Genomic DNA, 24,278 nt, shown 5'->3' with positions numbered 1-24,278 from the left:
TCGTCAAAATCCTTATCTAGCCATAGCCAGCAATTGATTTACAATATGATCAATCAATGCACTGGAAGTCATTATATCCGTGGACCAAGATAGCGATGTACCCACCGATATGATCCGATTATGTTGCACAGCAGGTAGCGATTTCCAGACAGCATTATCAGTAGGGACTTCCGTATCTCCTATAGCGATTAGATAATCCCCTATGTAAGCAGCCAAGACCTCCATAGAGATATCTCCCCAATATTTATCTGTGTCAATAATATCAGTTTGAACTTTTGAAGGTGCCTTCATTTTAAGTCCATTATAAACAAGCTCGCCAACCGCATGCTTGGCTCCAGCGATGTAGTTACTTTTATCACTGAATTCCCCCATAGTAATCGTCACGTCTGAAAGACCTGCATTCTGAAGGGCTAGCTTCGCTTCTTCGATTTTTCCGGCATAAGCACTCAGAACAGCCTTAGCCTCTTCCTGCTTGTTCAAAACATCACCAATAAAATGTATCCGCTCTTCTGTAGTCATATCACCATAAGGGACATAAATTGTCGGGGCAATTTTGGATAAATCTTCATAATTTTCATCGCCCCATGCTAAAATGATCAGATCAGGCTCAAGAGTCATGACATCTTCCGGCTCCATAGCTATTTTAATAGAGTCTGTAATCTGGTTAGCAAAAACAGCCTCTTTCCCGTCCCTTGCCGCTCTCGCCACCCCTAAAGGAGTTACACCGAGGGCCACCACATCACCAACCAAATAATCGACTACAACACGCTGAGGGTTGTTCGGTACCTTAACGTCACCCTTTACTGTGGATATCGTTCTCGTCTGCGAGACTGCTTCTGAAGCTTCCGGTTGTGTCGTCTGTTGTGTCTGCGCAGGGTTTGAATTCACCGTTCCCCCGTTATTCGATGGCGTTCCCGACGCACATGCCGACAATAACAGCATCAAGCTCATCGTCGCCGCCAAGATCATTTCTTTACTTCTTACTTTTCCAAACATGGTTGATTCCCCTTCTCTATAAGACTGGACTAGACCCGCTAGTTCCCTCTCATAGTAAAGAAAATGAGAATCATTATCAATACCATCAACCTGCATAGATAGTGCGTTTATTTTCCGATAATCACTTGGCGTCATCTTGTAATACTTCTTAAACATCCGAAACAAATTTTTCTCATCTGCAAAACCAGATCCTGTTGCGATCTCTTTAATGGTTGCTTCTGTATGTTTCAAGTCATGGCAGGCAGCTTCAATCCTTCTCTGAATGAGGTACTCCTGTAAGCTCATGCCTTCCTTTTTTTTGAACAGCCGCGTCAATTGCCCGCCACTGATCCCAAACATATCAGCAATTTCTTGGAACATAATCGGCTGCATGTAATGTTTATCGAGATATATCTTGGCAGAACAGGCTGGATCTGGCTGGAGATACCGAATTTCACCACTCTCAAAATCTCTGTACACCCCATGTATCAATTGATATAGAAAACTTTTGGCCTGCAGCTGATCCATCGCTTTGCCGCGGTTCCAGCCATTCATCATCTGTTGAAACCAATCGAGTAGCAAGATAGGATTACTTGGTGTATAACCATACTGTTGAACAAATGGATTTACTTCCTCGAGTAATTGCTGCAGGTGCCTCTTGAAAAAAAGAGGTAATTCTGCTTTATAAAATACCATAAAGGTCTTCACATTCTCCCCTTTAGGCGAAATACTGAGCAGGCTCCCCTTCCCTCCGTGAACTAAACCAAAGCGTTCCATTCCAAATGTGGTTTCATTCAGTTGAATTTGTGCTTCTCCTCCACATGCATAGATAAACATGCTACTAGGCATTTTATACTGCTCCAACGGGTATTGGGACGCTACATTCTGAAAACGTACATCTATTAATGTAATGATCGAACGTGTCCAAATGTGGGCCATCGTATCGATCATCTCCGGTGTAAATACCTGACTTGCTGCTGCTTCGTCTTGCATCTATCTGCGCTCCTTCATCTCACCTTTTGCAATTTATATATCACCTATCAATTCAATTGATATTGATTATCAATATCATAATTAATGAGGTAAGTATATCATCATTAAGTGACATTGGGGACAAGTTCTTGCCCTAAACAAAAGACAAGAACTTGTACCGATAAAAAAAGCCGCGGACAGCGCGGCATCCAGTGAGACTATGTTCTTGTCCTCTGAGCGAAGAATTGTTTCTATAATCTCAGTAGAAGATATTATTTACAGCTAAATATTCCGAAGCAGTGAAAGATTTAGTTCCGCTCTCCCTAAGTAGCCGCTGCAGATAACGGGGCGGTTAATGATTTCATACATTTTTTTAAGATCCGAAATGTACTCTTGGCTCCAAGTTTCAAAAGAATCGAATTCCGCCTTAGAAATTTGATGGTACTCCGGGGAGTCGGTTACCCCCGTAAGGACCTCATATGCATAAATATTATCGCCAAACTTTCCTACTGATTGGTATCTTCCTGTTTTCAGGCAGATATAATCGGTATATTTCACGGTTATCCCTCATCCTGTCATTGATTTCCTCAAGTCCATTAATTTAATCTTGTATAAATCTAACTCCGCAGCAACTCGTCCCGCGCTTCCGTCAGTGCGAACCCCAGCAGATTTCTGCCCCGCCATTTCATGGGATTCTCCGCATCCGGATTGGACTGGCCCATGCCGATCCCCCAAATACGGTCCCGCGGGCTAGCCTCGACGAGGATGCGGTTCTTCGTCGAGTTAAGATAATCGTTAAGCTTCGGATTCTGCGAAAATTTGGCCAAGCTGGCTCTTTTGACGATGCTGTAACATTCCTTATCCCAAATATCTTTGTCAAAGTTTTGGACCGCACGTCCAAAAGCCTTCATCTCCTTTGGATGCTTAGCTTTAAGGATGGACTCCAGCATTTCGTCATCGCCGAACAACCTTGCCTTCTCGGCCATCATAAACTGCTCGGCGCATGAGTACTGCGTTCCCTCTACCGTGAACGGGCACATCCACCATTGGCTGAAGCAGCTTTTATCAACGCTCCCGTCCTTAGGCGGTGTATGTCCCCAAAAAAACACGAATTTGAACTTTTTTCCCTCGTTATATGCTTTTCTTAAATCATCGATATTGTAAATCATCGTTAACCCTCCAAATTTCTCCGATATAAGCGGGATGGTCTATGCCCCGCATTTTCGGTATAATGATCGGTCTCCACTACAAGATCGGCTACTTTACGCCGGAAAGCCGCCTTCAACAGCTCTTTATCCATAATTACCTCATAAACCTGCTGCAGTTCCGTCAAGGTAAAAAGCTTCGGCATCAAGTGCAGTGCAATATCGGTGTAATTCACTTTTCCCCGTAACCGATCAATAGCGCATGCTATGATCTTCGCATGGTCGAAGGCCAATCCGTCATTCGATACGATCTCATAATCCGTGCCAGTCGATGTAGTCTTCGCTGTCATAGTCCTCGCCACGACTGCCGAAAGTTCTTCTTTTTCACTGCTTAGTTTGAGTTCGTACTCCAGCGTCTTGATGTATCCGTCCACAATCAGTTCTTTTTGCTCCCGCAGCGGCCGATAGGATACCTTGAACCAGGCGGCGTCTGCTGCATCATCTCCTGCCTTAAGCTCCAACTTGTCGCTATTGATCAGAGCCATATAGCTGCAGCTTATTACCCAGGTTCGTGGGTCGCGCCCGATATCACTGAACGTATACAACTGCTCCAGATAAACGTCTTCTACGCCAGTTTCCTCGCATAGTTCCCTTACTGCTGCCTGCTCAGTCGTCTCATTCGGTCGGACAAAACCGCCAGGTAGCGCCCATTTGCCCAGGAAGGGGTGAGCCCCCCGGCGAATTAATAGGACGCGTAGCTCTTTTTCCGGTAGTTTGCGATAACTGTCAGCCTCTTCTTCCGTCACAGTGAAGATAACCATATCCGTTGTCACTGAAGGACGCTCGTAATCGCCTGCCTTGTATTGCTTCAAAAATTCAGATTCCGTAAGTCCATCCTTATCCAACAAATCCAAGTAGGTATGCCTCCTTTATATTTGATTTAACCGTTCAGCTCTCCGAAATAGTTCCCGTAGGGCTCGAACTTTGCCAACACTTCATCTACCTTGCGTATACGTTCCTCCAGGCTCCCCCGCAGCGTAATATAGGGGATCCGCCGCTCCTTCAAATCCGCGATAATCTGTTTATGAAAGACATGCCGCTTCTGATCCCCGCTGCGGTCCCACGTATCGTCGTAAGGAATATCGTCAGCGCATAAGAAGAACAGATCATAACGTTGCGCGTTCTCCAGAGCGATCCGGGTTAACAGCTCGGGGGCCCGGCCGTGGTAATCTAGGGCGAACATATACGTCGTGATCGCATTGGTATCGACGAACAGAACCCGGTTCGCCGCAAGCATTGCCTGTTCTTCGCGCTCGATATGACCCACCGCGATTTCATCGAACGCTTCCAAGCCGATTCGGCGGTCCACCTGATGTTCGGTCCAATAATCGCGTCCGTATTCGCTTGCGAACGTTGTGCAATATCGCTGTGCCAGTGCTTCGGTGATCGTCGACTTACCCGTTGACATCGCTCCAACGAATACCAATTTCGTGATCAAATCCCGGTACACGATATCACTTACGAACTCCCTGTGCTGATATGGATTGGAACGGACCATCGTCGCTGAGATCGGGACCCGCTCTCGGGCTTCATCCACCCGCCGGTCTATTGCACCCAAAGCGAGACTCATATGTTTGCCGTAGAATTCGCTCGAGTAAAAATGCGTTACTTGCTCTCCGTTCAGCAAACCGAGTATATACTGTTCTTCCCGAACCTCATGCTCCCTGTCATCCGAATACCCATCCGGACCATCCCAAGCTTCGATTACCCGGACTTCCGGATAGAGCCTGCGAATCCAATTTGCCCGGACATGAAGCGGGATCGGAGTGACTGTCGTTTCGTAAATGACTAGGATCAATTCATCGACCTCTTGTAGCGCCGTTTCAATCATGAACTGATGGCCTTTATGCAGCGGGGCAAACTTCCCCAGTGTTAGTCCAAGCGTGTTCATGCCGCCACCTCCTTCGCCCCTTTATTCCAAATATAGTACCCGTAAACTGCGTTGACCAGATACGCGCTCCACATCACGATCATCAGTAGGCCTTCCCCGCTGCCCTCCAGCATGCGAATCGCCCACAGCAGCACCGTAAAGAGATTTAGCACGATATAGACCAGCCATTGTTCCTTGAATCTTCTAACCATTAAGAAGGTCGCCACAACAGACAGCACCGTTGTAGTGGCATCAATGTAAGGCGAATTCTGTCCCGGAATGAACGAAAGCCCAAATCCGAGCACTAAACAGCCGATTACACAGACCATCCCAACGAGGAGCAGTCTTCTAAGATCCATCTGACGCATGGTCAGTCTACCGTCTTTTTGGCGATTATTTTTCCACATGTAGAAGCCAATGACATTCATTGGAACAAAGAATAGCAGATTCAGCATAACCTCTCCAAACAAACCGTTAATATAGGCCAAATAAGCATAACCGATGGTATTGTACATGCCGAAAACATAGCTCATCAGGTTGCCCTTCGCTGCAAGCACCACGCATAACACCCCAGTAATAAATACCGTGAATCCGAATAAAGAGTCCTTTGTAATCACTGTAAACCCGACAGCAATTGAGGTAAACAGCACCAACCACGTAATTTCGAACAGATTCCAGTTAGCCGCCACCTTTTTCATCTTGCATCCCTCCGCTTTTTCCACTCATTCATAGAGCGAAAAAATTAGTTGTACTTAGTATCATTATGTTAATAACATATTGTTACTATCAAAAATAACAGAAAATTCTGCGAAGGGCAAGCAAATTCTTCCTATTTCCACAGACAGGTACTTATTTAAGGCTTCTCAACAGAACTAACTTTAAATTTGTAAAAATAAAAAGAAACCCCTATTAAAAGGGATTTCCTCTAATCTTGTTCAACTAACGCACCAATAGGTGGACTGTTTTTAAGGTTTACTATTCCGTCTTTATACTCGAATAAATAATCACCCTCTTTTTCTAAGAGAACAGGTAAATATTGGGCTACCATTTCAGTAAACACGAAATCATCCCCACAATTAAATTGTGTACTTCATTACATAAACCCGTCTTCGGGTTCACCAACATCAAATCCTAATACTTTTGTCGCTTCCAATTTAAATCTCTCTATCCAAGAACTCCAATCACTATTACTCATCTGTGCATAAAATGATAAACCACTTGGCTCCACTGACGCCACAATAAAAACATCATCATCTTCCTGCCCGAACCAATAGGGAATTCCATTTTTATATATCGTAATCAACTTATAAGAGTCAGTAGCTCCGATAGAATAACTCTAAGTTCAAGTTCCGTCTGCTCTGACTTCACGGATTTTTCTAGCTTTGCACGGCTTCCGAATATCCGGTATATAACCTGCTCCCGTTCATATATTTCTTTAGGCGACAGCTCTTGAAGCAGCGCTTCTGCAAGCTCGACCCGATCGATCACGAAGTTTTTGACAGATCTTGCTTCCTCATTTCCTGCTAGCAGAATGTCGACTAGAACTGGCATAAGCTCAGCCTCCACACCGTGCGTATCAATAAAGGTCTCCGCATAACTATCCTGTATCATTTGGTGCTCCGAATCTACCATCTCCATATAACGAGAGACGAGTGAGAAATATTCCTTGCTATATAATCCTAATCCGAGTACAGCATAGGTACCAGGCATGACCGACTTTTCACCCGGTTCCGTGTCCTTGTACCACGCATAGGGCTCCATTGCGATATCCGCATACGCAGCCAGCTTAGGAAAAAGAGACGGATAGGCTAGTGCACCAGCAAAAAACTGATGAAGACCTGATTTAGCCATTTTTTTTAGAGGAAGATAGTTCCTTTGTTTGCTTTTCAGCTTCAGGTGATATTCCTTCGGGAATCCCTGCTGCAGCAATTGGGTAATGTGATCCAATGCTTCTCCATAAGCTGCTTCCTCCTCGTTCAAAATCCGGACTTCAATGCTCTGTGTTACATCATTATTATCAACTTCAACATGGGTCCCTTTATATACTGGAGTGAATTTCCCGCTTCCCCCCAGGATATACTCCGCTGCGTGTTTTGAACCAAGTTGGACAGCTAGTTTCAAATATTGTTCCCGGATGTCCGGTTTCGTTTTTCCAATTTGCAGAGCGGCATATACAAAAAAGGAAAGTTGATCTGCATTCGGATCCATAAGCGCCATATCCTCTTTAGGTATCCAATCCATTCTAAAGCTGCCTGTACGCACAAAATAGCGTGGAAGAAAAATATTTTGAATCCAATTATCCATAGCCAAAGTATACTGGCCAGTCCATTCGTCTAAGCGTCGCCTATTACTTCTGAGCTTGTCGGATAAATGCTCAATTAATGGGCCAACCGCATTTTCTTCTTGCTTCATAAGATCAGGGTTCATCAAGTGATGAGAAAAGAAAAACTGGTCATCAACACTCGGCAATACGGGAAGATCAGACATGATTTTGGATGTTATAAACTTCTGTAATGATTTGCGGAGTTCGTTCAGCTTCTCTTCGTTAACCAGATGCACGCAAAGTGTTAAGTCTTCGTCCTCCATTTCAAAGGAAAGTACGATCTGGAATCGGTAATCAAAAAAACGAGGACCTAACTTCTCTGATAAAAAAAGCTCCTCCACTCTCTTGCATAATGCCGGGTAAAGTTCAGATCTAATTAATTCATCCGTGAGTTCGGCGATATAAGGACCTGCTTCGATTTCATAAGAGCTGTCCGTCCAATCGAACGGTTCTTCAACATCAATATGTATTTTTCCGTCACGCCAAGCTACCTGAAGATAATCCTTTATCCCTGCCTGGAGCGGACGATTTCCTATGAATTCATTTATTCTTATAGTCTCTTTGTTGTATATGGTTATCATCTCGCTCCACACATCGTCTAAAAACCTCTGTACTGCTGCGTTCATTCCCACTCCTCCTCATTGTTAATGCTAATAGAACTTAGTACACCTCATGCAGTTTGAAGACGGAGAAGCAGTTGATCAACCAGATCTGCCTCTCGCAGCTGGTTGATCCAGCGCTGAGGGATATGCTCATAGCCATATCGGATTCCGGCAAGACCACCTGTGATACAGGCCGTTGTATCCGTGTCGTTGCCTAAGGCAACTGCTCGTTTGACGGCATCTTCGTAGGAAGTGCAGGTTTGGAGGATCATACACGCACTGAACAAGGAATCCACAACATAACCAGATCCTTCGCCATAGAATACTTTATCTGGCTGAATGTTCTCTTCGAGCTCCCGTTCATGCTCAGGCATCTGCTGGTAGATCGTTCGAAGCTTGCTAAGAGCAGTTCGGTAGCACAGATTGAAGTCTTGCTCTTGCAACAGTTCACGTGCAATTAACACATAGAAGGCACAACATACCTGATTACAGATATGTGCATGAGTTACAAGGCATTGAGTATGTGCATCCTGAACGAGTTGTTTATCTGTTCCTTTGTGCCACAAGGCAAGTGGTAGCACGCGCATTAGCGCCCCATTCCCTTTCCCATCAGGAACTGTATTGCCACTCTCGTAAGGGGACATTCCTTGGTAATAAGTAGACAACGTACGACTGGTTTGTATTCCAACATCAAAAACTTGTTGGGCTACTGCCCATCTACCTTCATGATACCAGTCGACCAATTTGTCAGCAAAATCAGTTAGCTCCAGCGTACCTTTATCAATCAGACTCTCCAGCAGACATAGTGCCTGCGCACCATCATCCGACCAGGTGCCGGCTGGAACATCTCGGTAGGTGGGCTGAAAGCCCACAGGAGGAGTAAACTCAATCTGCTCCAGAGGTGGGAGCTGCTCCACTGATCTGAATTCATAGGGGACACCAAGAGCATCTCCAATCAATAAGCCGTAAAGCCCACCCTTAATCTTATCCCACATGTTGTATTCTCCTTATCACTAGATATAATTTGGATCAAGCTGTCTACAAATATATAAGCCTACCCTATCAATATTTAAACTGTTTTGCATCATGTAAATAAAAATTGAAGAAATAAGCTTCCAATGAACAATACGATAGTAATCTAAGCCTTTTTGAAATCAATAATATATAACAAAAGATGAGGCTGTTTTTAAAATCAACAACCTCATCTTTTTTATGAATACTTCCCGAATAATTACGTGTCTCTACTTAAATAACCAATCAACTTTTTCTGCGTATTCGCAGTTTATTTTAGTCCCTATAATTAGCTAGGATGAAGTGCCCGGGCCATCGCATCCATATAGCCCTGAACAGCGCGCTGACTCACTTCTGTTTCTGGAGCGAAAATTTCGAAAAGGTGAAAACAACCGGGATACAGGTGGAATTCAACATCTACACCTGCTTGTGCAAGTCGTGCCACATACTCCATTGTCTCGTCTCGGAATAGATCGAGCTGACCTATACAAGTATAGGCTGGCGGCAAACCTGCCAAGTTCTCCTCTCTCGAGGGTACTGCATAAGTAGATTCTCCTCTGACATCGCTCTCCTCGCCCAGGTACATGTTCCAAGCTGCTATGTTGTCTGTTCGGTTCCAGATTGCGCCTGCTTCCGTAATCTCATGACTGGACGGTGTGATGTTTCGGTTGTCAAGCATCGGGTATAATGGCATTTGGAAAATAAGAGACGGTCCTCCTTTATCACGCGCCATCAGCGCGAGTGCTGCTGTCAGTCCGCCGCCACCGCTAGCACCGGCAATTGCAACCCGATCCACATCAATGCCAAGCAAGGCTGCCTCCTCCGTCATCCATACCAATCCAGCATAACAATCTTCGATCGCCGCCGGATAAGGGTGCTCGGGAGCAAGCCTATAATCAACCGATACGACTATACATTCAGCTGTCTGAACAAAACGTTCGCATAATTCGTCGTCCATATCCGGATGTCCTAACACGTATCCTCCCCCGTGAATCCATAGCATGGCAGGTAACAAGTCATTCGTTCGCCCGGCAGGCTCATAAATTTTCACCAGCATCTCGCCTCCATCCCTCGGGATTTTGCGCCTGGTTGTGTTTACATGCTCTGATCCTTCCACGGATGCAGCTGACACTAAGCTCCTGCTCCACTCTAAATTCTTCTCCAATTCAAATCCAGGAAATTGTGAATAAACCTCTCTTAATTCTGGTAGTATACGTGGTTCAACACTCATAATAATCCCTCCAAATAAAATAATGAATTCGTTCGTTTACGTCTTATTCATAGATAATCCTTATCCCATTTGAGCTTCCCACTTGGCAATTTCCTCTCGTACTCGCGGCGCAACCTCTGTACCGAGCAGTTCTATAGCCCGCATAACCAACTCATGCGGCATCGTACTTAAGGGAACATACATCATGAATCGTGTAATCCCTACATGCTTACGCAGATGGATTATTTTTTGGGCGACTGTTTCCGGATCCCCTACATACAACGCACCATCAAAGCGTCGGGCAGCATCATAGCTGGAACGATCGTAGTACGCCCACCCCCGTTCTTTGCCGAGCTTATTCATACCGTACTGGGTAGACGGAAAAAAGAGTTCTGCCGCCTGTTCCGTATCTTCTGCAACAAATCCGATGGAATGTGAACCTACCTGAAGCCGCGATACATCATGTCCGGCATGAGCTGCCGCCTTTTTATACAGTTGTACAAGCGGTGCAAAATTGGTTGGGTTTCCACCGATAATCGCCAGGACTAATGGCAGGCCCAGAAGTCCTGCACGCACGGCAGACTCCTGGGTACCGCCACTACCAATCCATATGGGTAAAGAGTGCTGAACAGGGCGCGGGTATACACCCAGATTATTTATCGCTGATCGATGTCCTCCACTCCATGTAACTTTCTCAGATTCCCGTATTTTCAGAAGCAGCTCGATGTTTTCATTAAATAAATCCTCATAGTCATGCAAGTCATACCCAAAAAGCGGAAAGGATTCAACAAAGGAACCCCGGCCCGCTATAATCTCGGCACGTCCATTGGATAAGCCGTCAAGCGTGGCAAAATCCTGAAACACACGGACAGGATCAGCTGATGAAAGAACCGTCACAGCACTCGTCAATCGAATCCGCTTTGTTAGGGGGGCTGCAGCAGACAACACCACTGCTGGTGATGAAGCTGCATAATCTTCACGATGATGCTCACCTATGCCAAACACATCAAGTCCTACCTGATCCGCAAGGACGATTTCTTCGACGACTTCTCGTAATCGCTGTGCGTGACTCATCACAACTCCGGTCTCAGTATCAGGCTTTGTTTCTATGAACGAAGTAACACCTATTTCCATAGTTAATCTCTCCTTATATTTTCTCTTGCAATTCGCCCGACATCATCGGTGCAACCCAATTTTTTAAGAAGAATGCTCAAGACAACGGATTAAAGCCGTCCAATCCAACTCACCATAACCATTGGCAATTCCTTCAGACAAGTGATGGTGGATAAGCTGACCTAAAGGTAGAGGAGTTTGAACGGACTTCGCTGCCTCAATAGCCAATGCAACATCTTTTAACCCAAGCTTCATTTTAAAACCGGCCGGTTCAAAGCGTTGTTCGCTCATGATCGCTCCATAGTTCTGATATATTGGAGATTGAAAAAGAGCATTCACGACATTCATAAATTGGGACGAATCAATACCGTGCTTTTCTACCATTAGCTGCACTTCCGACAAAGCTTCCAGCATTGAAGCAATTAGAAAGTTAACGCCAATTTTCACAACGTTCCCTTCTTCGCCGTGATCCCCAATCTCTACTATCTCTTGACCCAATGCTGTTAAAACGGGAAGTACCCGTTGTCTTGCTTGTTCCGGACCAGCTAAAATAATACGCAATTTAGCTTCTTTAGCGGCATCTGGGCGCCCCATCACCGTGGCAGACACAAAGTGTTGCTTTCGCTCCGCATGCGAGACGGATAATTTTCGAGCCAGATCTACGCTGATTGTACTGGCAGAGATGTGAATTCCATTTTCCGACAATCCATTCAGAACACCATCTGGTCCCTCGACGACCTCCTTCAAAGCAGCATCATCAGAAAGCATGGTAATTACAAGATTGCTTTCTTTCACTGCCTCTAGCGGTGTTTTGGCATATCGTGCTCCCTGTTTCATTAAGGGTTCAACTTTTTTAGGGGTCCGATTAAAGATGACTAATTCATAACCCGCTTTCAACAGATTTTGGGCCATTGGGAGCCCCATATTTCCAAGCCCAATAAACGATACTTTCATTAGACACCTCTCCTTATTTTGAGGGATTTCTCAATAATGGAATGATCGTTCCATAATAATTAAAAAAAATATAGTCTAACACATACTCCTTAATTAGCACCTTCAAAATATGGGAAATATGATAACGGAACGATCGTTCCGAAATAATTAAAAAAAAATTAGATTCCTGCTATTACAAAGCTAATCATCTCTTTTGCACGTTCCGGATTCTGATCTGCTTTGGCCATAATATTAATGCTTTGATGTAAATTCAACAATAAATAAGACAACGCTTTGATATCAGTCGTTTTATCAATTTCTCCCCGTTGCTGGCCCTTTTCTAAAAGGTCACAAAAAGCTTGCTCTAATTCCAAAAAACTAGTCTTTATCAACTCATTAATTTTTTCATCTGGCGACTCCAATGTTGTAGCTACATTCGTAACAAAACACCCGCCCGGCAGGCTGGTATCGTATGCTGAAGCAATATGATACTCAAAAAATTGAAGAATTCCATCTCTAACACTAGATGCATGTTCAAGAATAGCCTGCTTATTGAAATTCCCCTTTTTATAATGCTCAAGGGCATCTGTATACAAGGTTTGCTTGTCGGAAAACGTATCGTAAAGGCTGGATCGGCTAATGCCCATCACCTCTAGTAAATCCGGTATGCTAGCCGCTTCGTATCCTTTTTTCCAAAACAACAGCATAGCTTGATGCAGCGCTTGATCTTTGTTAAATTCTTTTGTCCTAGCGATAAGTAACACCTCCCGTCATTGAAATATAACATATCTGAACTGATCAGTCCAGATTTATAAAATAAACGGACACTCATATTGGTGTCCGTTCTCAAGAGCAAATACTTAGTCATTGAATTGCTCATAAACATCTTTTATCCAAACATCAATGTTTGTTGCATATTATTCTAGTTTAATGATCAAATCAGCTAGTTCAGAGTTAGGCATCTCGTTTACGGTAAAATATAATAGCTGCTGTAATAAAGATCAGTGTCCATAACAGGGAAATACCTGTCCCTTCCATTGGTGTAAGGACATTTATTTCATCGGAGGAAGGCGGCATATACATATAATATCCTGCTGTATCTGGAAAAAAATATTTAGTATTGTGTAGAAAATCTTTCGACAATGGACTGACAATGAAGTAATAGCCAAGCAGTACCACTAAAGCAGGAGTAGTTCGTCTTAATAAAGCACCTATAGCTGCACTGAGAAGTGTGGTTAAAGTTAGATAGCCTGTTGCACCTGCTAATGATTTTATCATTTCGTCTATTTCAATCACTACTGCTGTGTCTTTCATCATGATAAAGGTATATAGTACACCTGATGCAGTAGTAAAAGACGCCGCAGGAATGGTTATAATGGTCAAGGCCAAATACTTCGTGGATAATTGAAACCCTCGCCAAGGTATCGTAGTTAAAGTAGTTCGAATCTGTCCCCCTGTATACTCTGAACAAGTAGCTAAGATGCCAAGAATAATGAACCCTGCTTGTAGATATCCCATAGAAGAAAGTCCTGTATTCAGTATAATTTGCGTTCCTGCTGCCCCTTGTAGATCAACAGAAGTAAAAGCGGCGGATAAACCTAAATTAAGAATGAATGTAACCAAAAGAGTGAGCCCTATCAATGGTAATGTAACTAATTTATCCAGTTCAGCACCCAGGATTTGTGTTATCTTTCTACTAGATGAGACACTCATGCTGCAACGTCCCTCCTATGGAATACAATAGCTGCAACAATGAGAACAACGACTACCCAGGCAAACATGACTAAACCGCCTGTGAAGGGGGTGTGAAACCTGTCGAATAAACTGCCTGTGGACGTGTTGTCCGTAAACATAAACATTTCAGCGCCAGCCCTATCTGGTAAGTAAAACGCCAACTTTGTAACCCTATACAACAGGACACTAAATGATACAACGGATGAATTTATTATGAGCACAGCAAGCGGGAGGATGCCATTCTTAGTTAGAAAAGTAATTCCAAGTGCTAAAAGAGCAGTGAATGTCCAGTAACAAATGGCACCGATAAGTCTGGACCATTCAAATGCAGGGGCATATTCACCAAGAATAAGATGCGTTGCAGACACAGTTGTCATAATAGCAACAATACAAAGCAGTATGCTGATCAAAGTCACAGCGCCTGCTTTTGCCAGCAAAAAATGAAGACGGGATGAAACAACAGTTAAACTCGTTGTAATCTGTTGTCCTCCACCAGATTCACTGCTCTCTGTCAAATACTCACTGCTGACAGCAAGCACACCAAGAATAATAACGCCTTGCACACCAAGAGCTAACCCGATATAGCCAACTTCCGATAGCCGCGTGCTAACTCCAGCTATAATCTCCTCTTTTTGTGCTATGCTGTCCAAGGCAGAAATAAGCGCTGGGGCAAACGCTCCAATGAGAAAAGCAAGCCAAATACCCGGTAAGGAGAACAATTTAGATAGTTCCGCGTTGAATGCTCTCATACAACTTCACCCGCATTTTCAGATGTCAGGGCAAAAAAGGCTTCCTCCAGCGTGGAATAGTTACCTATTACTTCTTTCAATGTTCCATCTGCAACGATGGTTCCATGCTTAATAATCACCACATCATCAACCGTCTCTGCAAGCTCTCCCATTAGATGACTGGATAACAACACCGTATTTCCAGACTCAGCACGTTCACGTAAAAATGTCCGAATCCACCGAATTCCTTCTGGGTCGAGCCCATTTACGGGTTCATCTAAAATCAATACTTTTGGATCACCGAGTAGCGCAGCTGCTATTCCAAGTCTCCTCCCCATACCAAGAGAATACTTCCCAACTCTTTTTCCGGCTGCATTAGTAAGACCTACTATTTCCAGAACTTCCTCGACACGTGAGTTAGACAATCCTGCGGCACGAGCAATCCAACGCAAGTGTGCCCGTCCTGTTCGCATACGATGAGCTCCAAATCCATCAAGTGCGGCACCTACTGTGGATACAGGATTATGTAATTCTGCGAATGGCTTTCCATTGATTAGTGCACTCCCTGAGGTAGCACGATCTAATCCAAGCAGGATGCGAAGTGTAGAGCTTTTACCTGCTCCATTTGGACCTAGAAAACCAGTTACTCTGCCAGGTCTAGCTTTAAAACTGATACCTGATAAGATTTTCCCAGTTCCGCGATGTTTGACTAAGTTATTAATTGTAAGCAACCATAACACTTCCTTTCTGTTATGGTTCTAATTATAAAGAAGCAAAGTTACATCTCGGTTATCCTGCTGTTTACTTCTGGTTTAACTTTAGGTTAAGCTCTACCAATAGCCACTGTTGTGCCGTTTTCATTTGATGTAAAGTCAGCTTTAAGCTTCATTTTATTCAACATATAATTTGAAGTCGATAAACCTATCCCCGCCCCACGCTCATAGGAAGAGTTATCCATCCCCGGACCTCTGTCTGCAACAATGATCTGTTCTTTTTCTACATCAACCACAATGTTTACATATTTGCCCTCTGCTGCATGGCGGAGAATATTCTGAAATAAATTATCCAGAACACGTGTCATCCATTTAGGATCTGCTTCCCAATAAAAAGTCTTCTCTGTCGGTAAATCAACCTCGATCCGGATTTCTTTTTCTTCAAATACAGGATACCACGCAGCAACAGATGCTCTTACTAAACGTCCAATATCTGTTGAAGTGGGCTCAAAAGGATGTTTTCCTGATGTAAGCAATGTATAGGAAAGTAAATCATCCATTAGATCTCCGACTCTAGTAATCGTATGGTTCATCTCTGATAATGAGTTTTGTCCTTCTAGACTCATTGATTCTTTATTTAATCGGGTGACATGTCCTCTCAAAATGGTAAGCGGCGTTCGTAAGTCGTGAGATAAATTCGCGATGAGTCGATGTCGTAACAATTCCTCTTCATGTTCTCGCTTGCGACTGTCTTCAAGCTGTTGAATCATCCAATTAAAGGAACTTCCTAACTGGTCTATTTCATCCATACGATCACTTTGAACAGCTATTGGTTTAGGAAATGAGTTATGATTAGCTGAAAATGACATGACTTCCTGTAAGCAGGTGAGACGTTTACAAAGTCTCAAGAAGAAAATCCAAGAGATTACCACAAATGCGACAATAATAAAACCAAACACAAGAAGTACAATGTAAAAATAATTTAACTTATTCAGCTCTTCTTCATTAAAAGGAGACGCAATGAACGCAGATAAGAAAATAAGTACGATCGGAGGTAAAAAGATAAATAGAAAATGTCCTTTTAGAAAACGACGAAATAGTGATTTAGTCTGTCTCATAGTTTCACCCGATAGCCTATTCCCTTCAATGTTTCAATAATCTCTGGGGAGTCTGGATGGCGTTCCAGCTTTTGACGCAGTCGATGAATATGTACCATTAATGTTTTATCACCTGTGATATAAGCCTCTTCCCAGATGGCTTCATAGATTTGTTCTTTTGGTAAAACTTGATTAGGGTGGCGTAAGAAGTACATCAAAATATGATGTTGTTTCCCTGTCAATATAATTTCTTCTCCTGTGTGTTTGTCAAATACCGTTTGGATTTCCGGATCTACTTCAATATAATTCCCTAATGAAATGCGTTCGGAATGTGTTCCGCCCTTTCGACGGATTAATACTTCTAATCTAGCAATTAGTTCATCCGTATGGAATGGTTTCGTTAAATAGTCATCAGCAAATTGTAACCCTTCTACCTTATCATCTATCGATGTTCGAGCAGTTAACAGCAAAATAGGAACAGCAGGAGCTGCCTTTTTTAATCGTTTCCCCACAGTAAATCCGTCTAAACCGGGTAACATGATATCCAAAATAACGATTTCATGCTGATTTACTTCTTTTTCAGCTCCTTCACCAGAAAGCAGCCACTGTACTGAAAATCCTCGTTGTTCCAATTCTTCCTTTACCCAACTGCCTATCTTCTCATTATCTTCAATATATAACACGTTTCTTTTCAAGTAACTTCCCTCTTTCTAAACCGAGTTCACTATTAGACAGATTAACACAATCTAAAGAATTGTTTCCAGTTAAGACAATTTTATTGTTCGTTAATAGAGGACTTTCACCGCCAAGTTATCGTCTATGCCGGGCGCACACTAGAAAACCCTCTAACATGGCAGTGCATGTTAGAGGGTTTCGAGCGTAGCTGCTAATTTTAGGAAATACTACTTCGTGATACTAATGGATTTCGAAGTATTATCGAAGAATATATTTGCACCAAAATACTCAGCAATGAAACGTAATGGGAGCATAGTACGACCGTTTACAAGTTCAGCTGCTACATCCATTCCTGGTGCAAGTTCACCGATCTTAATCGACAAAGTCTGACCTTTCAAAGTAATCATTACGGTTTTCGTAACGTTATCCCAGCTTACGTTTGCTCCTAAGCTCTCGGCAACGAAGCGCAGTGGGACTAACGTTCTGCCTTTAACTACCGTTGAAGCAACGTCCATACTCATTTCGATTCCGTTTAATTTATATCCTGTCTTTCCTAAAGTGAATTCCAATTTCACAGGTTCAGGCTTGGCTGTAATGAAGATATAACCTAGTCCTTTTGCCGTGAAAGTAAATTTACCTGTCTCACGCTCATAGTTGCCGCCTAAACGCTCCATGTTACCGTTCAATTGAAGCATAACACCGCATAACATGTTAAGCTCGTTTGTCGACAACTTCTCTTTTGACAGATCGAAGGTTACGGGTATAAGCCCTGTATAATCCGTTACTTCCCGGCCATCCACGAAGATCTTTAATTCATATCCCCGCCCTATAGCTCCGCCTCTTTCATCTACAGGTTTAATGACAACCTTCATCCACTTTCCTGTATTCAATTGCTTCAACAATTCAGCGGACAATTTAACAGATACGGTGTTATTCGTAACGATTAGCGGTTTGTCGGCATTAATAATCGCACCGATCGTATCGCTTTGAATCTCAAGCTCATCTTTTCCGGCTGACATCGTCAATGCAATGGAATTGCCCTTCTTCAGCTGCTCTTTGATTGTAGCATCAATACGCTCCGCTACTGATAACTCTGGCGAAGGAGTCGGCGTACTGCTGTGGCCATTTGAATTGCCGCCATTGTTATTGCCATTATTGCCACCACTGTTATTTGCAGTAATTACAATAGTTAACTCTATCGTATCCATGCCAGCATGATTGGAAGCCGTAATATTGAATTTGTAAGTTCCCGCTTCAGTAGGCACGCCTGAAATAATACCCGTAGCTCCTTCTAAATTCAGCCCAGCAGGTAAATAATTATCACTCACTTTCCAGGTAATCGGTTTGTCGCCGTAAACCGCTAATGTTACCGTATACGGTTGTCCAACGTTGCCGCTTGGCAGATTCTTAGTGATAATCTCCGGAGCTGTATCCACTGGCTTATCTTCTTTAATCTCGATGCTCAATTCTCGCTCATCTTTACCAAAATCATTCGTTGCTGCAACCGTGAATTCGTAATATCCTGCCTCTGGAGGCGTACCCGAGATAACGCCTGTTGCTTCATCTAGTTTCAAATCTACTGGCAAATCTCCTCCCTGGACCTTCCAAGAAATCGGTTCACTGCCATATACCGCTAGTGTTACTGTATACGGTTGTCCAACTTTGCCATTTGGTAAATTCTTAGTGATAATCTCCGGAGCTGTATCAACTGAGACATCTTCAGTGATCACTATATTGAACTGTTTTGTGTCACTGCCAACGTCATTGTTTGCTTGAACTTTGAACTTAAATTGACCCCATTGATCCGGTGTACCAGAGATAACACCAACATCTTCATCCAAGCTCAATCCTGATGGTAATTGCCCCTCTACAACGGCCCATTTGATCGGCTTATCGCCATCAGTGGTAAGAACTGCCGAATAAGGTTGTCCTACCTTGCCATCCGCAAGCGAATTCGTCATTATCGTTGGTGCCGTACCTGCGTCTTCAGCCCATTTCGCATATAATTCAATATCCCTTGTAACAGGATCAGCATCGAAATTCCAAGCATCGTTTAATCCTTTATCTTGATACCAACCGCCGAAAACAGTTTTATCTTTTGTCGGCGCTGTTGGCTCGGTAATTGTACCGCCCATGTCAGCGAACTTCACCGCAACTTCACTGCCCCCATTGGAATCAAAAGTTACCGCATAAGGGTTGTGCGCGCCGATGGAATGCGTTCTAGCGCTAAGTGAATTGCCGAAGAAGTCTGTTCTCTCCGTCATATGAGGCAGAGCATTCGCCCGATCCACATATGGGCTTACAATCTCGGCACCTGCACCATAGGCCAGGTTATTACCATCCGCAAGACGGAACCCGTTCATCGCATCGTAATCAAGCTTGGCATCCACTGTCCCACTGTTGGTAATCCAATGTTCAGGTGCAGATTTATAATCTTTTAATATAGAATTCAGTTCCTCTTCCGTTACATAGCGGTTGTCTGTTGCTGTTACGCCCGCACCTAGATATCCGCCTCCACCTGCGTTCATGCTGCCAAAAAGATTAGCCGGATACACAATGTTGTTCGTAAACCGTCCGGCTGCAAATGGAGCTGATGTTCCCCCGCCTTTCAGACCAACCTGGTTGTTTGCCCCAGTGTAGGCAAATATATTATTTTGGAAATAAATGTGCAAGTTGGAGGCTGTCGGGTCAAATACTAACGAACTGCTATTCTTCAATGGTGTGACGATGACATTGTTATAGTATAAGCCACTTAATTCCTCGCTCGTTGAAGAACCTCCTGCAAGCAATATTAGACTGTTAAAGCTCTTGTTAAAATCGGGGCTGCGGCCGTCGTTCACGCTAATATTATAGCGAACGATATTGCCCTTGGCAGCATTCATCTGTAAGTACCAACCACCATAGTTATTTCGGCTGTAATTGTATTCATACACATTATCCTGACAATAGTTGTCAATGTCCCAAGCCATACCGTCATTACTTGCATGATAAGGGTTATCCACAGCTTCATTATAGCGGAAGATGGTGCCTTTACTTGCCATAATCCACGCAGCCGCATAGTTTTGCGAACCTAGATATGTTGGTGTTGTATTATTTGGCCCCCAGTTCGTAACCAGATTGCCACTCTTATCGCTTAAATAGCTATAACCGTTGTCTGTGACCACATTTCGTTCCACAAGGGAGTTGTTCCCGCCGGACATGACAATGCCATCTCCAACCGAACTAGAAACCCAGTTGTTTCTAAACACAGCGTTGGATGCCCAAGGATAGCTAGAATTACTCCAAGTAATGCCTGTGTTATTAGTCCCAGGATTGCTTGGCCCGTAGGCATTATTGCGAATACCTTCGTTATCACAACGAAGGGTTTTGTTGCCTTCAACCAATATATCCACATAACCATTAATAATGATGCCGCCGGATACCTTACTTGCCCCATTTGCTTGGTGCAGCCCATTAACATCATGAACATAGTTATCTCGAATGACGATTCCTTGCATACGAGCATCAGCATAATCTTGAATATTAAACTGACCTTGTCCCAGCTTCGAAATCCTTGACATTACAGCGATACCGGAGCGGCCGTCACCTGCCGCATTGCCGATGTTCGTTACTTCAATTCCACTGACTACCCAATAGTTTACGTCATATAACTCAATGGTACCGTTTAAGGATATGCCTGATGGGCTCGACGCTGTTCCTCCACCATTAATTACCGGGCGTTGGTTAGGGTCGGTCGTATTATATTTTGTAAGCGTAATCGGATTTCCTTCCTCACCATTGCCGCGCAGTCTGATTTGTTCGTTCCATACGCTATTCGCATCCAGATAAATAGTTGAACCTGGCATAAATACATATTCATTAATCTTGGAGATTGATTTCCATGCCGTAGCTGGTGTGCGTCCATCTGCATGATCGTCACCGTTATTGGAGAGATAATAATCACGGACTTCAAGGGGTACAATGTTCAACTCGAAGGTGATTTCGGCAGGATACAGATCAAGTCTAACGGTATATTTTCCCGGCACGATATTATTTCTTGTGAATGATTCTTTGTTAATCTTCAATACATTACCGCTAACCGTATAATCCACATCCCGCAGCAGAGTTACAGCGCCGATCTTCACTCCAGCCAGATCCGTTAAATCAGGATTTACGGTGATATTATAGTCATCCAGACCAATAACATATGTGCTGTCTTCCAAGTGACTATACTCTTTAGGCAAGAGCTTTAGCGTAATAGAAGCTGTTCCGGTTTGGGCTGCTATTCCACTATCGATAACATATACGTCATCGATAAAATGCCTGTTCTGTATATCCTTAACCGTTCCAGGCTTGTTGCCCCAGTTCGTAGCAAGCTGCAATGCATCGATCTTGGAAATATTGTTCTTAACTGGAGTATCAAAATTTCCGCCAGCTGTTGTTTGCCTTTGAATGTCTTGTCCATCGATTTTATAGGTTGTTCCTGTTGATGTAACGAACCATTGAAATTTATGCCAACCTTCGCTTCGCTGGACATCTACAGGATAGAATCTCCCGGATGAACCAGGCCTGACTGCGTAATTGGTCAGATTTTCCGCCCAGTCACCATCTCCATTGCCATAATTTATTGCGATATGTTCATTGGACGATGGGGTTAAGCCAAAGACAGCGTGGTCATTGGAAGCCGCTCTGCCATCATCATAGTACCAAGCAGTAACGATTGTTGTCTTACCGGTTGCAGGGGCATAATTATAGGTACCTGGAACAGTCGCCACCTGACCGGCGCCGCTTGATGTCGCGGCCTTTCCTCCGGTACGAGACATCACATCGCTGTGAACATATCCGTTCGCACCATTTGAAAATTTCTTCTCCCCTTCAAATCCATCGTAAAACTTAGTGTCAGCCTTATTGAAGTAATCAACGCTCACATGTACAGTAACTTCTTCGTTCCCTGTCGGAATATAACCTTTCTTAACCGTCACGAATCCGGCATCATCAACTTCAATCTTATCCTTGTCTTGATCCGCCGGACTGAAGCTGATGTTATCAGCAACGAACACATCAGCTGTGTCAACCATTAACCGCGTTCTATCTCCTGCCCGTAATGTATCGTTCTGGCGAATTAGCGCAATGTTCGCTGAATATTGTGCACTCTCCCCTGACTCATCAGAGTCTAAGAATCGTGACGTTGCGTTGCCGTTTGCTTTTATTTTAAATGTATCATTTAAAGTCGGGGACAAAGCCGCATCATTGCTTGTTGCTGCAATCGGGCTTCCATTAACCACTCCATTACTGAAGAGTTGAACCGAATAGGCAGATGCGTTAGCGACGCGATCCCATGTAGCGTATGTGCCGTTCCATCTGGCATTTGCCGGTGTAGGCAATTTCTCGATTTTCAATATTCCGGATGCTGCAACTTCTTCACTGATATCTCCCGCATTATTTATGACAATAGCTGTAACAGTGTAGTTGCCCACTCCGAGTGCCCTTGCATAGGGCAGAACATGATGCCTTTCATGATTGTTAGGCTGGTCGGGTCCCCCATTTTTCGATAAATAATAACCCACAGGTCCACCGTCTTTGAACAGTGTTACTAGAGTATCGCCGTAATTGGAAGCACCACTATAAATACCCGTGTCCGAGTCAAGCGTTGGATTAATTGGTGCATTCACCTGCGTATTGGTGGTTATCAACAACGGTACAGCATGGGATTTCACCACAACTCCCTCTGCCGAGGAAACCTCGCAATAATAAAAATTGCCTTGTTGTGAAGCTGCGTCCACATTGGAAAGTGTTAATACTGCCTTGTCAGCTCCGCTGACTTTTGTCCCGCTCAAGCCAGTCTCGTCATCAGATACATACCATTGATAAGCAGTAGCAGCGGCTGATGCCGTAATGCTAAATGTTGCTGTCTCACCTTGTTTCACTTCTGCCGCTGTTGGCTGAGTGCTTATTTCTAAATTTGGCAATCCGCCGGGAGGTACCAAATTCACTGTTAATGTTCTGGTTCCTGTTGTTGTAGCCACATCTTTTACAACATAAAAATCGTCGATTAGATGTTTATTTTTAATATAAGCTTTGTTCCCTGTCTGGCTATTCCATCCTCCCGCTATTTTAGGCTGAATGGTTGTACCGCTCTTCATAGCTCTGTAAATATCACTTTGCGCTGAATCGGATATTAATGTTCCGTCTATTTGTAACGTCGCACCATTTGGTGTAATAAGCCACTCGAATTTATGCCAGCCTGTGGAACGTAAAGCCCCGCTATCTTTCCAACGGTTACCTGCTGTACCCGCTGATGATGGTGCATAAGCCCAAGTATATTTCGTTGGGTTATGAATAACATCTGCCTCTGAACTTTGATAGAATGTCCCGGCAAAGGTGGCATTTTTGCCATCTACAATAGCAAATTGCGTTCTATCCGTCGCAGTCTTCTCCTCATTAGGATACGGGTCAAAATACCATGCCGTCATCTTATAATTGCTGCCAGCCGGCAATGCCACATCTTGAGCTACCTTTTCATTATTCGTATCATCCGAAGGTGTAATCGCTTTCAATCCAGAACGGGACTGTGCATCGGACAGCGTGAATGACGAGCCTAATTTGCTCATAGATGTCATCGGACCATTGTTGTTCTCGAAGTCCTCCATGAATAACACTTCTGAGTCAGGGTAATAACCCGCCCTGGCCGTGATTGTCACCGGGACGCCCGGAGCATCTGGCGACGCAAATGTATAACCGTTAGATAACGTAATGTTCCCCTGATTATTAACAGTTAAAAGTTGCGAATTGCTGGAATCATAACTTACCTCGTCAATAACCGGTCCTTTAACCAGACTGCTTAAAGGTGAACCTTTATACGTAAGATTTACCCTACCTGTTTGACCTGCCGCTTGTGTCAATTCTAGTACAACGGAGTCAAAAGATTCGCTCCCTCCCGCAGCTGACACTTCGGATGAAGGTGCCAAGCCGAACAGAGCAGGGAATGCCAACGTTGTAGCTGTAACTATCGACAAAGCTTTTTGCATCCATTTCCATCGTATCATTCCAAAATTTCCTCCCTTTGAAATTAATAAATTTATACTTTATAAAAAATCTGTATCTATGGAAGTCTCAATAGACATAGATTTTTATAAAC

20 protein-coding genes are annotated in these 24,278 nt (G+C 43.7%); all 20 read right to left on the bottom strand.

All coding sequences use genetic code 11. From position 1 onward, the window contains the following. Positions 1-12: 12 nt before the first annotated feature. Positions 13-1,968 (bottom strand): AraC family transcriptional regulator, encoded by a 1,956-nt coding sequence (locus MHH46_RS16600; protein ID WP_076126581.1) that lies wholly within the window; start codon positions 1,966-1,968, stop codon positions 13-15. A 261-nt stretch (positions 1,969-2,229) separates the two neighbouring features. Further along, complete coding sequence (locus MHH46_RS16595) at positions 2,230-2,505, bottom strand: hypothetical protein (protein WP_076126580.1); 276 nt, start codon at positions 2,503-2,505, stop codon at positions 2,230-2,232. A 59-nt stretch (positions 2,506-2,564) separates the two neighbouring features. Further along, positions 2,565-3,116 (bottom strand): NADAR family protein, encoded by a 552-nt coding sequence (locus MHH46_RS16590; protein WP_076190257.1) that lies wholly within the window; start codon positions 3,114-3,116, stop codon positions 2,565-2,567. A gap of 2 nt (positions 3,117-3,118) precedes the next feature. Beyond that, entirely contained in the window at positions 3,119-4,006 is an 888-nt protein-coding gene (locus tag MHH46_RS16585; protein WP_076190258.1) for an NrtR DNA-binding winged helix domain-containing protein, read from the bottom strand. Between the two features lie 26 nt (positions 4,007-4,032). Next, a complete protein-coding gene (locus MHH46_RS16580; protein ID WP_076179408.1) occupies positions 4,033-5,043 on the bottom strand; it encodes an AAA family ATPase in 1,011 nt (336 codons plus the stop codon). Continuing rightward, on the bottom strand, positions 5,040-5,720 hold the full coding sequence (gene pnuC, locus MHH46_RS16575) for a nicotinamide riboside transporter PnuC (protein WP_076179409.1): 681 nt from the start codon (positions 5,718-5,720) through the stop codon (positions 5,040-5,042). Before pnuC ends, MHH46_RS16580 begins: the two co-directional genes overlap by 4 nt. 227 nt (positions 5,721-5,947) lie before the next feature. Further along, positions 5,948-6,082, bottom strand: a complete 135-nt coding sequence (locus MHH46_RS16570; protein WP_256717169.1) for a hypothetical protein — start codon at positions 6,080-6,082, stop codon at positions 5,948-5,950. A 33-nt stretch (positions 6,083-6,115) separates the two neighbouring features. Beyond that, positions 6,116-6,325, bottom strand: a complete 210-nt coding sequence (locus MHH46_RS16565; RefSeq protein ID WP_341171580.1) for a hypothetical protein — start codon at positions 6,323-6,325, stop codon at positions 6,116-6,118. After that, the gene (locus MHH46_RS16560; RefSeq protein WP_076190259.1) at positions 6,322-7,971 is read right to left on the bottom strand and encodes a DUF6138 family protein; all 1,650 of its coding nucleotides are present in this window, start codon (positions 7,969-7,971) and stop codon (positions 6,322-6,324) included. The genes MHH46_RS16565 and MHH46_RS16560 overlap by 4 nt, the downstream gene beginning before the upstream one ends. Positions 7,972-8,015: 44 nt before the next feature. Continuing rightward, positions 8,016-8,942, bottom strand: a complete 927-nt coding sequence (locus MHH46_RS16555; RefSeq protein WP_076190260.1) for an ADP-ribosylglycohydrolase family protein — start codon at positions 8,940-8,942, stop codon at positions 8,016-8,018. A gap of 305 nt (positions 8,943-9,247) precedes the next feature. Next, entirely contained in the window at positions 9,248-10,189 is a 942-nt protein-coding gene (locus tag MHH46_RS16550) for an alpha/beta hydrolase (protein ID WP_076190261.1), read from the bottom strand. 60 nt (positions 10,190-10,249) lie between these two features. Further along, entirely contained in the window at positions 10,250-11,302 is a 1,053-nt protein-coding gene (locus MHH46_RS16545; RefSeq protein ID WP_076190262.1) for an LLM class flavin-dependent oxidoreductase, read from the bottom strand. Positions 11,303-11,365: 63 nt separating this feature from the next. After that, positions 11,366-12,235: an NAD(P)-dependent oxidoreductase gene (locus MHH46_RS16540; RefSeq protein ID WP_076190263.1), complete on the bottom strand. Its 870-nt coding sequence runs from the start codon at positions 12,233-12,235 to the stop codon at positions 11,366-11,368. A gap of 158 nt (positions 12,236-12,393) precedes the next feature. Then, on the bottom strand, positions 12,394-12,978 hold the full coding sequence (locus MHH46_RS16535) for a TetR/AcrR family transcriptional regulator (protein WP_249267693.1): 585 nt from the start codon (positions 12,976-12,978) through the stop codon (positions 12,394-12,396). Positions 12,979-13,168: 190 nt separating this feature from the next. Continuing rightward, on the bottom strand, positions 13,169-13,927 hold the full coding sequence (locus tag MHH46_RS16530; RefSeq protein WP_076190264.1) for an ABC transporter permease: 759 nt from the start codon (positions 13,925-13,927) through the stop codon (positions 13,169-13,171). Beyond that, positions 13,924-14,697 carry an ABC transporter permease gene (locus MHH46_RS16525; RefSeq protein ID WP_076190265.1) on the bottom strand — a complete coding sequence of 258 codons (774 nt, stop codon included), beginning with the start codon at positions 14,695-14,697 and terminating at the stop codon, positions 13,924-13,926. Before MHH46_RS16525 ends, MHH46_RS16530 begins: the two co-directional genes overlap by 4 nt. Continuing rightward, the gene (locus MHH46_RS16520) at positions 14,694-15,407 is read right to left on the bottom strand and encodes an ABC transporter ATP-binding protein (protein ID WP_076126561.1); all 714 of its coding nucleotides are present in this window, start codon (positions 15,405-15,407) and stop codon (positions 14,694-14,696) included. The genes MHH46_RS16525 and MHH46_RS16520 overlap by 4 nt, the downstream gene beginning before the upstream one ends. A gap of 92 nt (positions 15,408-15,499) precedes the next feature. After that, positions 15,500-16,507, bottom strand: a complete 1,008-nt coding sequence (locus MHH46_RS16515; protein WP_076190266.1) for a sensor histidine kinase KdpD — start codon at positions 16,505-16,507, stop codon at positions 15,500-15,502. Next, complete coding sequence (locus MHH46_RS16510) at positions 16,504-17,181, bottom strand: response regulator transcription factor (RefSeq protein ID WP_076190267.1); 678 nt, start codon at positions 17,179-17,181, stop codon at positions 16,504-16,506. Before MHH46_RS16510 ends, MHH46_RS16515 begins: the two co-directional genes overlap by 4 nt. A 207-nt stretch (positions 17,182-17,388) precedes the next feature. Beyond that, entirely contained in the window at positions 17,389-24,186 is a 6,798-nt protein-coding gene (locus tag MHH46_RS16505; RefSeq protein WP_076190268.1) for a stalk domain-containing protein, read from the bottom strand. Positions 24,187-24,278 lie beyond the last annotated feature (92 nt).

This window comes from Paenibacillus sp. FSL H8-0175 (assembly GCF_045040615.1).
Classification (GTDB): domain Bacteria; phylum Bacillota; class Bacilli; order Paenibacillales; family Paenibacillaceae; genus Paenibacillus_AQ; species Paenibacillus_AQ odorifer.
This window is presented reverse-complemented; position numbering and strand designations above follow the sequence as displayed.

Coding starts and splice junctions, on each gene's coding strand:
- MHH46_RS16600 (WP_076126581.1), bottom strand. CDS start 1,968: ATGCAAGACGAAGCAGCAGCAAGTCAGGTATTTACACCGGAGATGATC.
- MHH46_RS16590 (WP_076190257.1), bottom strand. CDS start 3,116: ATGATTTACAATATCGATGATTTAAGAAAAGCATATAACGAGGGAAAA.
- MHH46_RS16580 (WP_076179408.1), bottom strand. CDS start 5,043: ATGAACACGCTTGGACTAACACTGGGGAAGTTTGCCCCGCTGCATAAA.
- pnuC (WP_076179409.1), bottom strand. CDS start 5,720: ATGAAAAAGGTGGCGGCTAACTGGAATCTGTTCGAAATTACGTGGTTG.
- MHH46_RS16560 (WP_076190259.1), bottom strand. CDS start 7,971: ATGAACGCAGCAGTACAGAGGTTTTTAGACGATGTGTGGAGCGAGATG.
- MHH46_RS16555 (WP_076190260.1), bottom strand. CDS start 8,942: ATGTGGGATAAGATTAAGGGTGGGCTTTACGGCTTATTGATTGGAGAT.
- MHH46_RS16550 (WP_076190261.1), bottom strand. CDS start 10,189: ATGAGTGTTGAACCACGTATACTACCAGAATTAAGAGAGGTTTATTCA.
- MHH46_RS16545 (WP_076190262.1), bottom strand. CDS start 11,302: ATGGAAATAGGTGTTACTTCGTTCATAGAAACAAAGCCTGATACTGAG.
- MHH46_RS16540 (WP_076190263.1), bottom strand. CDS start 12,235: ATGAAAGTATCGTTTATTGGGCTTGGAAATATGGGGCTCCCAATGGCC.
- MHH46_RS16530 (WP_076190264.1), bottom strand. CDS start 13,927: ATGAGTGTCTCATCTAGTAGAAAGATAACACAAATCCTGGGTGCTGAA.
- MHH46_RS16525 (WP_076190265.1), bottom strand. CDS start 14,697: ATGAGAGCATTCAACGCGGAACTATCTAAATTGTTCTCCTTACCGGGT.
- MHH46_RS16515 (WP_076190266.1), bottom strand. CDS start 16,507: ATGAGACAGACTAAATCACTATTTCGTCGTTTTCTAAAAGGACATTTT.
- MHH46_RS16505 (WP_076190268.1), bottom strand. CDS start 24,186: ATGATACGATGGAAATGGATGCAAAAAGCTTTGTCGATAGTTACAGCT.